This window comes from Enterobacter sp. ECC-249 (assembly GCF_043965265.1).
Taxonomy (GTDB): domain Bacteria; phylum Pseudomonadota; class Gammaproteobacteria; order Enterobacterales; family Enterobacteriaceae; genus Enterobacter; species Enterobacter quasiroggenkampii.
Genome location: NZ_CP143660.1, coordinates 3,364,188 through 3,378,744, shown reverse-complemented (window position 1 = coordinate 3,378,744; position 14,557 = coordinate 3,364,188). Strand labels below are relative to the sequence as shown.

The following is a 14,557-nucleotide window of genomic DNA, read 5'->3' as shown; positions in this document are numbered from 1 at the left end:
GAAGCCGCCACCCGGCTTTTTCATACCCTTACGCTTCCTGCTTTACCAGCTCAGCTTCAGCTTCCGCTTCCCGCGCGCCTTCATTCTGCGACAGCATCGCGGTCGCAATACCATTCCCCAACACGTTAATCGCGGAACGGCCCATATCCAGGAAGTGGTCGATACCCATCAGCAGCAGAATACCTGCCACCGGAATGTTAAAGCTTGGGATCGTCGCGGCCAGCACCACCAGCGAGGAGCGCGGCACGCCCGCAATCCCCTTGGAGGCCAGCATCAGGGTCAGCATCAGCACCGTCACTTCAGAGAAGCTCAGGTGAATGTTGTACGCCTGTGCGATAAACATCGAGGCGAAAGAGCAGTACACCATCGACCCCACCAGGTTGAAGGAGTAGCCAATCGGCAGAACGAAAGAGGCGATGTTGCGCGAGCAGCCAAAACGCTCCAGCTGCTCCAGCGTTTTAGGGTAGGCCGCTTCAGAACTGCTGGTGGTAAACGCCACCAGGACCGGATCCTTGAGCATGCTGACCAGGCGGAACACCTCTTTTTTCAGCACCATGTAACCCACGGCCAGCAGCACCATGCAGGTGAGAAGAATGGCAACATAGTAGCCGCCAATAAAGGAGGCGTAGTTCAGCAGAATGCCCAGACCCTGCGTGGCGATGACCGATGAGATTGCCGCGAAAATGGCCAGCGGAGCCACGTACATCACATAACCCGTGACCTTCAGCATAATATGGGAAACCACGTCCAGCGCGGCCACCAGCGGGGCGTTGAATTTCTGCCCCAGCGACGCGCCGCCAATGCCGAAGAACATTGAGAACACCACAATCTGCAGGATCTCATTGTTCGACATTGCCCCCGCGATGCTGGTTGGAATGGTGTGTGACAGGAACGCTTTCAGCGTCATGCCGCCCACGGCCAGACCGGTATCTACCGCCTCGGTAGGGACCGTCAGGTTCAGACCGCTTCCCGGATGCTCCAGCGTGACGATAAACAGGCCAACCAGAATAGAGAGCACGGATGAGCTGATAAACCACACCATCGCTTTGCCGCCAACGCGTCCAATGGTAGAGGTTTCGCCCAGCTTCATAATGCCGACGGTGAGCGTACTAAAGACCAACGGTGCAATGACCATTTTGATCAGTCGGAGGAAAATATCGGTCAGAAGGGTAATATTATCCGACCAGGCTTTGATGGCATCCGCAGATGCATATTCATGAATTGCTGCCCCTGAAAGAATACCCGCCAGCATGAATATCACGATGAAGAGTGTGAGTTTGTTTGCACTTGCCACGAAAAAAGACCCTCTATGCGCTTCAGATGTAGCCCGCGGCGATACATATAAATTTTTTATTACGACGCGGGAAATTATTCGGCACATAAATTGACGCAAAGCGTAGGGGGATACAACTCCTTTTTAAGTTTTATTAATTTTGTTGTTATTACCCTGACGATATATTGTGATCGCCATCACACTTTAATGGATATATTCTCTCCAGATAAAATAAAAAAGCTGAAAAAATGAATTTAACTCACTGTTATATAAGGTAATAAGAAGTCAATAGGACAAAGTGCTTAGGCGTTAAGGGGCAGGTGGTCGAAGCGATATCCGTAAACTAAATTCTCAATAACCCCCCTCAGAGGAACCTTAAGCGGGGCTAACATCTTGAACGACAAAAATAAAACGTGGCAAGGGAACGAAGACGTCTTCTGGAGGGTGGTAAATGAAAAGAAAACTCCTTTTGATCTGCGCAGGCACCTTACTGACTGCGACAACGGCCCATCAGGCACTGGGCGTCACCAGCAGCGGCACCATCGGCGCGACGCTGACGCTCACGAATGGTTGCCTGATAAACGGCTCGCCCACGCAAAACGGCATTAACTTCGGGACGCTGGATTTTGGCACCCATCCGGCAACGTTTTCCACTCTGACCACGCAGCTAACCGGTGCCAGCGGCGGAAACACCTTCACCATTCAATGTACGACCGCCAGCTATACGGTGGCGATCACCGGCAACACCAACTCCTCGGCACCCGGCACCGTTGTAGGCACGCCGGGAACGCCAGCACGCTATCTGGTCAATACGAGCAATACGGCGCAGGGCGTGGCTTACAGCCTTTACAGCGACAGCGGGTTTAACAGCGTGATTGCCAACAATACCGCACTGCCGATCGCCTCTACGGCCGGAGGAGTGGACAGTTACACCCTCTACGGGCGTATTACCGGCGGCGGTAACAGCGTGACGGTCGTCCCGGGAACCTACACCGACACGATAAACGTCAGCGTTACCTACTAGTCCCGAACCGCCATGAAGGCAACTCTCACAGGTCTGCGCAAACGCGCGGAGGGACGCGTGCAGCCTTTTTTCGCGCTGATGGCAGGAGTGCTCATGATGCCCGCGGCGGGGGCGGTGACATCACAGTCCTTTAAGGTCAGCGCGACCATTGTTCCAGGGTGCGTGGTGGCCACCGGTAGCGGAGGGCTTCTCGGTACGCTGGATTTTGGCAGCCATAACGGCGTCGAGAGCGCACCGGTGAGCACCAGCTTTGTGCCAAACGGGGCGTTATCCATCGCCTGTACGCCAGGCGTGACGCTAAGCATGAGCATTAATGGCGGCCAGAATTATTCATCCGTTCGCCGCATGAAGCGGTCCGGTGGAACAGACCTGGTGCCATACCGGCTCTACAGCAGCAGCTCGCTGGCCGCGAACAGTGAAATCGGCGTCAACCAGGCGATACCGGTTACCTATACCAACAGCAATAACATCGCGCTGCCGCTTTTTGGCGTGGCGCTACTGACCGGGTTTAGCCCGGCGGGAACGTATACCGATCAGCTCACTGTGACCTTGTCATGGTAAAAAAGGGAGAGTGTTGATGAAGCCATTTTTTAGACCTGTTTGTCTGGCGGGCGCGTTGGGAATGGCGGTTGCTGGCCAGGCGCAGGCGGCAGCCACCATTCTGCTCTGGCCTATCGATCCATGGCTTGCTGCGGATGCCAACGCCACGGAGCTGTGGATCCAGAACCAGGGGAGCAGCGCGACGACGATGCAGGTACGCATCGTGCGCTGGAAGCAGGAGAACGGGCTAGAGCGCTACACCGCGCAGCAGGACGTGGTCGCCAGCCCGCCCATCGTCACGATTGGCACCGGCAGCAAGCAGCTTATTCGCCTTATCAAACAGGCTTCGGTTCCCGCGGGTGTCGAACAGGCTTACCGCATCATCGTAGATGAAATCCCCCAGCCTGATGCCAAAGCCGAACCCGCCATCGGCCTCAAATTGCAGATGCGTTACTCCATTCCTTTGTTCGTGTATGGACAGGGGATCCCGACCATCAAAGAGGGCGCGCATCACGCGCTGGCGGAAACCCAAAACCTGAGCTGGCGGGTGACGCGTTCGGACGGGCAGCCTGCGCTGGAGGTCAGAAATCGGGGGGATGTCCACGTCAGGCTCAGCCAGGTGGCGCTGGAGCAGGGAGGGCAGAAACGCACGGTTGCGGAGGGATTGCTGGGTTACGTACTTCCCGGCAGCACCCGCAGCTGGCCCATACCCGCTGGCGTTCGCCAGCCAGAGCGGATGAGCGCGCAGATTAATGCCAGGGACGCACAATGGCAGTCGACGCCCGTCAACTGAAGCCGGCAATAATGATACTGCTCTGCGTCAGTTCCGCGACCCTGGCCGAGCCCGGCGACGACAGTTTACCGCCGCCACCCCAGGCACAGGCGATAAATGATGAAGCGGTGTTCCAGCTTGCCCTGGTGCTCAACCACTACGATACCGGTCTGGTCGTGCCCGTGACGCAGCGTAAAGGCGCTTTCTTTATTTCCAGCGCCGACCTGCTGCGCGCGGGGCTGCCACCGGCCCATGTTCCCCCCGGAGAGGTGAATCTCTCTTCGCTTACACCGGTGCGGGCGGAGTACGACAGCGCCGCGCAGCGCCTGCTGTTGACGGTTCCTCGCGACTGGGTGACGGCCCGCGTGACGCCGTTCAGCACGCAAGCGGCGCAGGCCAAACCGCACTTTGGGCGCGGGGCGCTGCTGAATTACGATTTCTACACCAACCACACGGAACATATCGGCGGTCAGGCGTCGCTCTGGCATGAGTTCCGCTACTTCAATGAGAGCGGTTCGTTTTCCTCCACCGGCTATGCCCGGGAAAATTTCACCGGCAACGAGGGGCAGCAGGAGGGATATGTTCGCTATGACACGTCCTTGCTGTTCACCAACGAGGATGACGCGATGAGCTGGAGCGTCGGGGACGTGATCAGCGATGCCCTGAGCTGGAGCTCCAGCGTGCGGATGGGGGGGATAAGCGTCGGGCGGGATTTCTCCCTGCGCCCTGACCTGGTGACGTGGCCGCTGCCCGAATTCGCAGGAGAAGCGGCGGTACCCACGTCGGTCGATCTCTTTATCAACGGGTACCGCTCCGGCTCAACCCAGCTTCAGCCGGGCCCCTTCACCCTGACCAATCTGCCCTATATCAACGGCGCCGGGGACGCTGTGCTGGTCACGACGGATGCGCTGGGGCGACAGGTAAGCACCACGCTGCCGTTTTACGTCACCAGCGACTTGCTCAAAAAAGGGCTTAGCGACGGCGCCGTGACGCTGGGCAGCCTGCGGCGCAATTACGGTATCAAGAATTTTGACTACGGCTCGGCGGCGGGCAGCGGTTCGTATCGCTACGGGGTGACGGACTGGCTGACCCTGGAAGGGCACGCGGAAGGGGCGCAGGAACTGGCGCTGGGCGGGGCAGGGACGGTGATTAAACTCGGCCAGCTTGGCGTGGTGAATACCGCTTACTCGCAGAGCCGCATGCGCGGGGATGCGGGCGGGCAAATCAACTGGGGTTACCAGTACAGCACCAGCGAGTTCAGCGTGGCCACCCAGCATACCCGTCGCGACCGCGGCTTTGGCAATCTGGCCCTTTACGACCAGCCGACGGTGTATGACGAGAACGATAAACCCATCGCCAGCTTCAGCCGTAATACGGACCAGTATTCTCTGACCTTCAACCTGGGACAGTACGGCAACATCAGCGCGGCCTGGATCGGGGTGGAGAGTTTTGACAGCCAAAAAACCGAGCTGCTTAACCTCTCATGGAGCCGCAATCTGTGGGGCGCGAGCAGTATTTATCTGGCCGGCAGCCGGGACCAGCAGCGGGGAGACTGGACGGTCGCGCTGTCGCTGCAGGTGCCGCTGGGGGCACGCGACAGCGCTGCCATTACCGTTGAAAACACCCCGGATGCCGGCAGTACCCAGCGCATCAACTATAACCACTCCATGCCTTCTGACGGTGGGTTCAGCTGGAACATGGCCTGGGCCAACCAGTCAAGATCCAGCGATTATCAGCAGGGCACGCTGGGCTGGCGCAATAACAACATAGAGCTGCAGGGCGGCGGCTACGGCGAAAGGGACATGATGACCTGGTGGGGCGAGGCGATGGGCGCAATTGTGTTGATGGACGGCGAGCTGTTTGCGGCGAATAAGATCAACGATGCGTTTGTCGTCATCAGTACCGACGGTCATCCGGATGTGCCCGTCAGCTATGAGAATCAGCCCGTCGGCAAAACGAATAACAACGGTTACCTGCTGGTCAGCGGGGTGTCGGCATATTATCCGGCAAGCTACCGCATTGATACCCTGAACCTGCCGGCGGATACCCGTCTGAAAGAGACCGAGCGGCGGATCGCGATCCGGCGTCACAGCGGCTATCTGGTTGATTTCCCGATGGAGCAGGAGCGGGTGGCAAGCGTCATTCTGCACGATGCGCGCGGCCAGGCGCTGCCGGTGGGAAGCCAGGTCCGACGCGCCTCGCGCAGCAATGCGGTGGTGGGGTATGACGGCATCGCCTGGCTGGAAAATCTTAGCGATGTTAACCCGCTGGAGGTGATCGCGCCTGATGGAAAACGCTGCCGGGCTACCCTGACCGTGGGAGCCAACCCGGAGCATAAGCTGCAAACCTACGGTCCGCTGGTCTGTCGGGAGGCGCCATGAAGCGCCTGCTGCTGTTGATACTGCTGCTATTTTCCGGCGGAGGCTGGGCGGCGTGTACCGTCAGTACGGTCAATGCCTCGTTTGGCAGCGTCACGTCGTTTGCGCTCAGCGGAACCGGGGAGGTGGAAACCACCGGCACGCTGGTGGTGGCGTGCGATGCCATACTGAATCTGTTGACCAGCGACTCGGTGACCCTGACCTATACCGCGGCATCGGTCTCGGGCAGCAGCCGGGCCACCATGAAACGCACGGATAACGCGGCCATCACGGACGTGATCCCCACCCGGCTATGCGGGCTCGCGGGCTGTGCGAGCAGCAGCGAGGTACAGATAAGTAAATCGTATACCTGGAGCGGGAATACCCTGCTGGGGTTGCTGGGCTCAAAGCAGTACAACATCCCGCTCTATTTCCGCACCGTCGCCGGACAGAACGTTTCTGCCGGGCCGTACCAGGTGCAGTTAACCTTCAGCGTTAACTACAGCGTCTGCTCCGTGGGCGCGCTAGGCATTTGCACAAGCAATCAGACGGGCACGGCGACGACCACCATCCTCCTTAACCTGACCGTGACCAACGACTGTAGCGCCATGACCACGCCGGACGTCAACTTCAACAGCGCGCCGCTGGTGCAAAGTTTCCCTACCGTCTCGCAGGCGATTGCCGTCACCTGTACCAAAGGCAGTACGTATACCATCGGCATTAACAACGGTGCTAACGCGCTGAATAACGTGCGCCGGATGGTAAGCGGCAGTAACTACCTGAGTTATGACATCTATAAAGAAGCCACGGGTAACCGCTGGGGCGGCAGCGGCAGCGAACGCTGGACCAGCGCGACCTCGTCGCAGGTCAGTACCGACGGTCTCCTGCGAACCTACAACTACACCGCGAAAGTGCTGACCAATCAGGCCACGCCACCCGCCGGAACCTACACCGATACGCTGATTGTCGACGTGGCTTTCTAACCCCGCGCTTTTCCCTTTCTCAAATGTAAAGTTCCTGTTGGCTGTGCCGATAACACCGTTAATAAATCTATGAGAAGGTGTTGTATGTTGAACCGTATCCGCGTTGTCACAATGCTCATGATGGTGCTGGTCATTTTCGCACTTCTTCAGCTTATCTCCGGCGGGCTTTTTTTCTCGTCATTAAAACAGAACCAGGACAGCTTCGCGGCCTCGAACGATCTCCGCCTGCAGCAGAGTGAGCTCACCTCAACGTGGGATCTGATGCTGCAAACGCGTATCAACCTGAGCCGCTCGTCCGCGCGCATGATGATGGATCCCAACAATCAGCAGAGCAGCGCGAAAACCGATCTGTTGAAAAATGCCCGCGCCACTCTCGCTGACGCCGCAAAACATTACGACGCCTTCAAAAAGATTACCCCGCAGCCTGCGATGGAGCAGGTGAGCCAGAATATTGACGAAAAATACAACGCCTACCATGCCGGTCTGGCAGAGCTGATTCAGTTCCTTGAGAGCGGCAACATGGACGCCTATTTCGCGCAGCCGACGCAGGGGATGCAAAACGCCCTCGGCGCGGCGCTGGGGGAGTACGCGAAGGTCAGTGGCGATCTCTATCACTCCGCGTTTGCTGAAAGCCAGAATGACTACCGCTTTGCGAAATGGCAGATGGCGGTGCTGGCGCTGGCGCTGGTTATTGTGCTGGTTGCGGTCTGGTACGGCATTCGCCATATCCTGCTGAACCCTCTCGGCCGCGTCATTGCCCACATTCGTGACATTGCCGGCGGTGACCTGACCAAAACGCTGACCGTGTCCGGGCGCAATGAGATCACCGAGCTGGCAAACAGCGTTGACCATATGCAGCGTTCGCTAATCGAAACCGTCGCCAACGTGCGTAGCGGCACGGATGCCATCTATACCGGCACCAGCGAAATTGCGATGGGCAATAACGACCTCTCTTCGCGCACCGAGCAGCAGGCGTCCGCCCTGGAAGAGACGGCCGCCAGCATGGAGCAGCTCACCGCGACCGTGAAGCAGAACGCCGATAACGCCCGCCAGGCGTCTCAGCTGGCAGAAAGCGCCTCCGAGACCGCGCAGCGCGGCGGTCGCGTGGTGGATGGCGTGGTGAAAACCATGCACGAAATCGCCGACAGCTCGAAGAAAATTGCCGACATCATCAGCGTCATCGACGGCATTGCCTTCCAGACCAACATTCTGGCGCTGAACGCCGCCGTGGAAGCGGCGCGTGCGGGCGAGCAGGGACGCGGGTTTGCCGTGGTGGCCGGGGAGGTGCGCAACCTGGCCAGCCGCAGCGCCAACGCGGCAAAAGAGATCAAGTCGCTGATTGAAGATTCCGTCTCCCGCGTCGATACCGGCTCCGTGCTGGTGGAAAGCGCCGGGGAGACCATGAATGACATCGTGAATGCCGTCACCCGCGTGACGGACATCATGGGTGAAATCGCCTCTGCGTCCGATGAGCAGAGTCGTGGTATCGACCAGGTTGCCCTGGCGGTATCGGAAATGGATCGCGTGACACAGCAAAACGCCGCGCTGGTGCAGGAGTCCGCTGCGGCGGCCGCTGCGCTGGAAGACCAGGCGAGCCGTCTGAAGATGGCCGTCTCGGCGTTTCGTCTCGCTTCACTCGCTGGAAACACGGTCACCCCGCAGGCGACGTATCGCGCGCCAGCCGCTGAACCGGCTGCAAACCGTACGCGCACCGCGACGACCGGACAAGATGAAAACTGGGAAACATTTTGACTGACAATTAAACCGCGGCTGCTTGCCGCTTGATGGGAGCGTGGATGTTAAATCGTATTCGTATCTCGACCACACTGTTTTTGATTCTGATCCTTTGCGGTGTGTTGCAGGTTGGCAGTAACGGGTTGTCTTTTTGGGCGTTTCGCGATGGCTATCAGAATTTGCAGGACGTTGAGGCGAGTAATCAGCAGCGCTCCGCACTGGCACAAACGCGTGCCGTGCTGTTGCAGGCAAGCACTGCGCTGAACAAGGCGGGAACCTTAACCGCGCTGAGTTATCCGCCGGATGACATTAAGGCGCTGATGGCGACCGCGCGCGACAGCCTGAAGCAGGCTGACGCACAGTTTAAGGCCTTTACGGCACAGGCCGCCGACAGCGAGAAAGAGAAAGCGCTGAAGGCCGCCATGAAGACGAACTTTGAACAGTGGTACAGCGATCTGGACCATCAGGCGACGTGGCTTGAGAACAACCAGCTGTCGGACTTTATGACCGCACCGGTTCAGGCGTCTCAGGCGGCGTTTGACGGCAGCTTTAACGCGTGGCAGCAGAATATCAATCAGTCTGTTCAGCGTGCGGGTGAACAGAGCCGTCAAAGCTATCACATGTCTGGCGTCATCTTTGCCGTGGTTGTGATTCTGGCAGGGCTGCTGACCGGCGGGGCACTGCTCTGGTCCCGCAGAATGATCGTGCAGCCGCTGGCGATTATTAGCAGCCACTTCGACAGTATTGCGAAAGGGGATCTGGCGCGTCCGGTGGCGGTGTTCGGCAGGAACGAAATTTCGGCGATCTTTGCCAGCCTGAAGGCGATGCAGGGATCGCTGCGGGAAACGGTGAGCGACGTGCGGCAGGGTAGTTATGCCATGCACACCGGGATCTCTGAGATTGCGGCGGGTAACAACGATCTCTCTTCCCGCACCGAGCAGCAGGCGGCCTCGCTGGCGCAGACGGCGGCCAGCATGGAGCAGTTGACCGCGACGGTAGGCCAGAACGCCGATAACGCGCGTCAGGCGTCTGATCTGTCAAAACAGGCGGCGATGACGGCGAAGAAGGGCGGCGACCAGGCGTCCCACGTCGCCAGCACCATGCAGGAGATCGCCACCAGTTCGCAGAAAATTGGCGACATCATCAGCGTGATTGACGGTATCGCGTTCCAGACCAACATTCTGGCGCTGAATGCCGCGGTTGAAGCGGCGCGTGCCGGTGAGCAGGGGCGCGGATTTGCGGTGGTGGCGGGGGAAGTGCGTAACCTGGCGAGCCGCAGTGCCAACGCGGCGAAAGAGATTAAGGTGCTGATCGAAGAGTCGGTCTCGCGCGTTCAGCAGGGCTCAACGCTGGTGGATACCGCGGCGAAAACCATGCATGAAATCGTCACTTCCGTCACGCGGGTTAACGACATCATGGGCGAGATTGCCTCGGCGTCGGACGAACAGCGTCGCGGCATTGAGCAGGTTGCTCAGGCCGTCAGCCAGATGGATCAGGTGACGCAACAGAACGCCTCGTTAGTTGAGGAAGCGGCAGCGGCAACCGATCAGCTGGCCAGCCAGGCGGATCGTCTGACCGGACTGGTCGCGGTATTTAATGTCAAAGAGCACGTTGAAGCAGTAACAGAAGTCGGGCGGTCGCAGGCCGTGCCAGTTGTATCCTGAATGTAATTAAGAAGGCGCTATGACATCACCAATGCCCCCTGGGCAAACGTCATTATTGTTGCAGATGACACAGCGCCTCGCGCTGTCCGACGCGCATTTTCGTCGGATATGTCAGTTAATCTACCAGCGTGCGGGGATCGTGCTTGCGGATCATAAGCGGGACATGGTCTACAACCGTCTGGTGCGGCGCTTGCGTACGCTGGGGCTGGATGATTTTGGCCGCTATCTGAGCATGCTTGAGGCGAACCAGAACAGCGCAGAGTGGCAGGCTTTTATCAACTCGTTAACCACCAACCTGACGGCGTTTTTCCGCGAGGCTCACCACTTCCCGGTACTGGCCGAGCATGCGCGCCGTCGCACCGGGGAGTATCGCGTCTGGAGTGCGGCCGCCTCGACGGGTGAAGAGCCGTACTCGCTGGCGATCACCCTGGCCGACACCCTGGGCATGACGCCCGGACGCTGGAAAGTCTACGCCAGCGATATCGATACCGAGGTGCTGGAGAAGGCGCGTAACGGCGTTTATCGCCAGGATGAACTGAAAACGCTGTCGCCGCAGCAGCTGCAGCGCTATTTCATGCGCGGGACGGGCCCGCATGAAGGCCTGGTACGCGTACGCCAGGAGCTGGCGAACTGCGTCGAATTCGCGCCCGTAAACCTGCTGGATAAGCAGTACAACGTGCCGGGGCCGTTCGACGCTATCTTTTGCCGTAACGTCATGATCTATTTTGATAAAACGACGCAACAGGACATTCTGCGTCGGTTTGTTCCGTTGCTCAAGCCTGACGGTTTACTGTTTGCAGGGCACTCGGAAAACTTCAGCAACCTCGCGCGTGAGTTTAGCCTGCGTGGGCAAACGGTATATGCGCTGAGTAAGGAAAAAGCATGAGTAAAATCAGGGTGTTGTCTGTCGATGATTCAGCGCTGATGCGTCAGATCATGACTGAAATTATCAATAGCCACAGCGACATGGAGATGGTGGCAACCGCGCCCGATCCGCTGGTAGCGCGGGATTTAATTAAAAAATATAACCCCGACGTGCTAACGCTGGATGTCGAGATGCCGCGCATGGATGGCATAGATTTCCTCGAAAAATTAATGCGGCTTCGGCCCATGCCGGTGGTGATGGTCTCCTCCCTGACCGGAAAAGGCTCGGAAATCACCCTGCGCGCGCTGGAGCTGGGGGCGGTGGATTTTGTCACCAAACCGCAGCTCGGCATTCGCGAAGGGATGCTGGCCTACAGCGAAATGATCGCCGAGAAGATCCGCACCGCGTCGCGGGCGAAGCTTGCCGCCCACACGCCAATGGCCGCGCCTGCGACCCTGAAGGCCGGTCCCTTACTCAGCTCGGAAAAACTGCTGGTCATTGGGGCGTCAACCGGAGGAACAGAGGCAATTCGTCATGTACTCCAGCCATTGCCGCTTTCAAGTCCGGGTATTCTGATCACGCAGCATATGCCGCCAGGCTTTACCCGTTCGTTCGCCGAACGCCTGAACAAGCTGTGCCAGATCAGCGTGAAAGAGGCGGAAGACGGCGAGCGCGTGCTCCCGGGGCATGCCTATATCGCGCCGGGCGACAAGCATATGGAGCTGGCGCGCAGCGGCGCTAACTATCAAATCAAAATTCATGACGGACCGCCGGTTAACCGGCACCGTCCGTCTGTGGATGTGCTGTTTCATTCGGTGGCGAAACATGCGGGGCGCAACGCCGTTGGGGTGATCCTGACGGGGATGGGCAACGACGGTGCCGCCGGAATGCTTGCAATGCACCAGGCTGGCGCCTGGACGATTGCGCAGAATGAAGCAAGTTGTGTGGTGTTCGGCATGCCGCGCGAGGCCATCAATATGGGTGGCGTGAGCGAAGTGGTCGATCTTAGCCAGGTAAGCCAGCAGATGCTGGCGAAAATCAGTGCCGGACAGGCAATACGTATTTGACTCAGGAGTATTATTTTATGGCGGATAAAGAGCTTAAGTTTTTGGTTGTGGATGACTTTTCCACCATGCGTCGCATCGTGCGCAACCTGCTGAAAGAGCTGGGCTTCAACAACGTTGAAGAAGCAGAAGACGGCGTTGATGCGCTGAACAAGCTGCAGGCTGGCGGGTTTGGTTTTGTTATCTCCGACTGGAACATGCCAAACATGGACGGTCTGGAACTGCTGAAAACCATTCGTGCCGATGCGGGAATGGCGTCTATGCCAGTTCTGATGGTTACTGCAGAAGCGAAAAAAGAGAACATCATTGCCGCTGCACAGGCGGGCGCAAGCGGCTATGTGGTGAAGCCATTCACCGCGGCAACCCTGGAAGAGAAGCTCGGTAAGATCTTCGAGAAACTCGGCATGTGAGGTGATGGAAATGTTGCAACCTGCTATGAAACCCGTAGAAGAACACTCGCCGAGCGATATCATCGTCCGCATCGGCAGCCTGACGCGCATGCTGCGTGACAGCCTGCGTGAGTTGGGTCTGGATCAGGCGATTGCCGAAGCGGCGGAAGCCATTCCTGATGCCCGCGATCGTCTGGACTATGTTGTGCAGATGACCGCTCAGGCTGCGGAACGTGCGCTGAACAGCGTTGAAGCGTCACAGCCGCACCAGGATGCGATGGAAAAGGGGGCGAAAGCGCTGAGCAAACGCTGGGACGAGTGGTTTGAGAACCCTATCGAGCTGGCGGATGCCCGCGAGCTGGTGACGGATACCCGTCAGTACCTGGGGGATGTGCCGGGTCACACCAGCTTCACCAACGCACAGCTGCTGGACATCATGATGGCGCAGGATTTCCAGGACCTGACCGGTCAGGTGATCAAGCGCATGATGGATGTTATCCAGGAGATTGAGCGTCAGCTGCTGATGGTTCTGCTCGAGAACATTCCGGAACCGGCAGCCCGTCCAAAACGCGAGAACGAAAGCCTGCTCAATGGTCCACAGCTCGACGCCAGCAAGGCGGGCGTGGTGGCAAGCCAGGATCAGGTCGACGATCTGCTGGACAGCCTCGGCTTCTGATTATTCTGATTACCCTCAGGTTGCGGCGTCAACCTGAGGGTATTTCGGTTACCGAAGATCCATCTTCACCGTTACGTTACCTTCAAAGCGACCCGGGGCCGGGGGAGCATTAGTCGTGCTGACAGGTACAGCCTGAATTTTGACCACACCGTTTCCCTGATTGTCCATCGTTACCGGAAACTCATAGGTACCATCCAGCGCAACGTTCTGACTGTTTTGATCATATACACGTACGCCGAGATCGTCCCTGTCCAGAAGTTTTGCAATGTAAGGCGTACTGCTATCCGCGACCCCCTGATCTGCTGTCAGCGTGAGCTTTATCCTGTCCGTGTTTCCCACTGCGTTATCATCACAGTGGTAGGCAATATCAACGTTTTTGATGGCATAACGTTTTGGCGGTTGCCCCTTGATGACGAATTGCTTGCTGACGATGCTGCCGAACTCTACCTCGATGGTACTGCCTGCGTTGATGGTGCAGCTGAGCGGCGCAGAAAGCGTGCCGCTAAACCAGATATCAGATACCTGATCCGCCTGCCCGGGATCGCAGGTTCCCCCTGTGCCGAAATAGAGGCAGGCATAGTTTTGCGCGACGATCGTCGAAGGTATCACCTCTTGACCCAGGATGGGTTTTTTAACGTGAAGCGTGACCGCAATGACGTTCCAGCGGAAATTACGCTTTACCGTAGCGGCATTGCTCGGCTGGGTGCCACTTCTGCAAACGTTGGCATCGCCCTCCGTTTTGGCGAGTGCATTCTCGGTCGTGTTACGCATATTCCCTTTGGGCGTCGGGTATTCATTGACGGCTATCGGGGTCAAAGAATTGCCGTCCGGAGAGTTGATTGCATCAGCGTAGGCGGTGATATCGGCATCGATCTTTTCGGTCAAATAGCCGTATCCGGTTGTTCCCGGACTCAGCGGGCTCCCGGCAAACGTTTTTTCATAGACCATGCTCGAAGAAAAAATATTTCCGGGACAGCTGCAGTTGGCCACTATCGCCGGACCATCGCCGACCAGATGATTTGGCACGTCATAGTCATGATTGGCGATATTTTCGCTGGACGAAAACTCATGATCGTACGTCATGGTGTAGGCTTGCGGCGCACCGAAGCAGTTACGAAGTAAAGTCACCGCCCCCCTGGTCGGGCTGGCTGCGGCCAGGCTCAATGCCGTGGCCAATAAAGCCCAGACGGCCTGTTTCGTGAGTATAGTTCTCATG

General features: G+C 58.0%; 13 protein-coding genes. 11 read left to right on the top strand and 2 right to left on the bottom strand.

Annotated elements, in window-relative coordinates; all coding sequences use genetic code 11:
• Positions 1-28: 28 nt before the first annotated feature.
• Entirely contained in the window at positions 29-1,294 is a 1,266-nt protein-coding gene (locus V1587_RS16175; RefSeq protein WP_033145875.1) for a dicarboxylate/amino acid:cation symporter, read from the bottom strand.
• A gap of 430 nt (positions 1,295-1,724) precedes the next feature.
• Here V1587_RS16175 and V1587_RS16170 point away from each other — a divergent pair, with 430 nt between their 5' ends.
• The 11 genes from V1587_RS16170 (at position 1,725) to cheZ (ending at position 13,341) form a co-directional block, all read left to right on the top strand.
• Entirely contained in the window at positions 1,725-2,297 is a 573-nt protein-coding gene (locus V1587_RS16170) for a spore coat U domain-containing protein (RefSeq protein WP_371898701.1), read from the top strand.
• 12 nt (positions 2,298-2,309) lie between these two features.
• Entirely contained in the window at positions 2,310-2,858 is a 549-nt protein-coding gene (locus tag V1587_RS16165; protein WP_371898700.1) for a spore coat U domain-containing protein, read from the top strand.
• Between the two features lie 16 nt (positions 2,859-2,874).
• A complete protein-coding gene (locus V1587_RS16160) occupies positions 2,875-3,630 on the top strand; it encodes a molecular chaperone (RefSeq protein ID WP_371898699.1) in 756 nt (251 codons plus the stop codon).
• Positions 3,606-5,990, top strand: coding sequence for a fimbria/pilus outer membrane usher protein (locus V1587_RS16155; RefSeq protein WP_395314416.1), 2,385 nt, complete (start codon positions 3,606-3,608; stop codon positions 5,988-5,990). Before V1587_RS16160 ends, V1587_RS16155 begins: the two co-directional genes overlap by 25 nt.
• A complete protein-coding gene (locus V1587_RS16150) occupies positions 5,987-6,949 on the top strand; it encodes a spore coat protein U domain-containing protein (RefSeq protein WP_371898697.1) in 963 nt (320 codons plus the stop codon). Before V1587_RS16155 ends, V1587_RS16150 begins: the two co-directional genes overlap by 4 nt.
• A gap of 84 nt (positions 6,950-7,033) precedes the next feature.
• On the top strand, positions 7,034-8,701 hold the full coding sequence (gene tar / locus V1587_RS16145) for a methyl-accepting chemotaxis protein II (protein ID WP_371898696.1): 1,668 nt from the start codon (positions 7,034-7,036) through the stop codon (positions 8,699-8,701).
• A gap of 44 nt (positions 8,702-8,745) precedes the next feature.
• Positions 8,746-10,347, top strand: coding sequence for a methyl-accepting chemotaxis protein IV (gene tap / locus V1587_RS16140; protein WP_371898695.1), 1,602 nt, complete (start codon positions 8,746-8,748; stop codon positions 10,345-10,347).
• A gap of 19 nt (positions 10,348-10,366) precedes the next feature.
• A complete protein-coding gene (cheR, locus tag V1587_RS16135; protein WP_023312253.1) occupies positions 10,367-11,233 on the top strand; it encodes a protein-glutamate O-methyltransferase CheR in 867 nt (288 codons plus the stop codon).
• A complete protein-coding gene (locus V1587_RS16130) occupies positions 11,230-12,279 on the top strand; it encodes a chemotaxis response regulator protein-glutamate methylesterase (RefSeq protein WP_008500430.1) in 1,050 nt (349 codons plus the stop codon). The genes cheR and V1587_RS16130 overlap by 4 nt, the downstream gene beginning before the upstream one ends.
• 17 nt (positions 12,280-12,296) lie before the next feature.
• Positions 12,297-12,686 (top strand): chemotaxis response regulator CheY, encoded by a 390-nt coding sequence (gene cheY / locus V1587_RS16125; protein ID WP_008500431.1) that lies wholly within the window; start codon positions 12,297-12,299, stop codon positions 12,684-12,686.
• Between the two features lie 10 nt (positions 12,687-12,696).
• Entirely contained in the window at positions 12,697-13,341 is a 645-nt protein-coding gene (gene cheZ, locus V1587_RS16120; protein ID WP_023312251.1) for a protein phosphatase CheZ, read from the top strand.
• Between the two features lie 48 nt (positions 13,342-13,389).
• Here the strand turns inward: cheZ and V1587_RS16115 are convergent, their stop codons facing one another.
• Positions 13,390-14,556 (bottom strand): fimbrial protein, encoded by a 1,167-nt coding sequence (locus V1587_RS16115; protein ID WP_371898694.1) that lies wholly within the window; start codon positions 14,554-14,556, stop codon positions 13,390-13,392.
• Position 14,557: the final 1 nt, after the last annotated feature.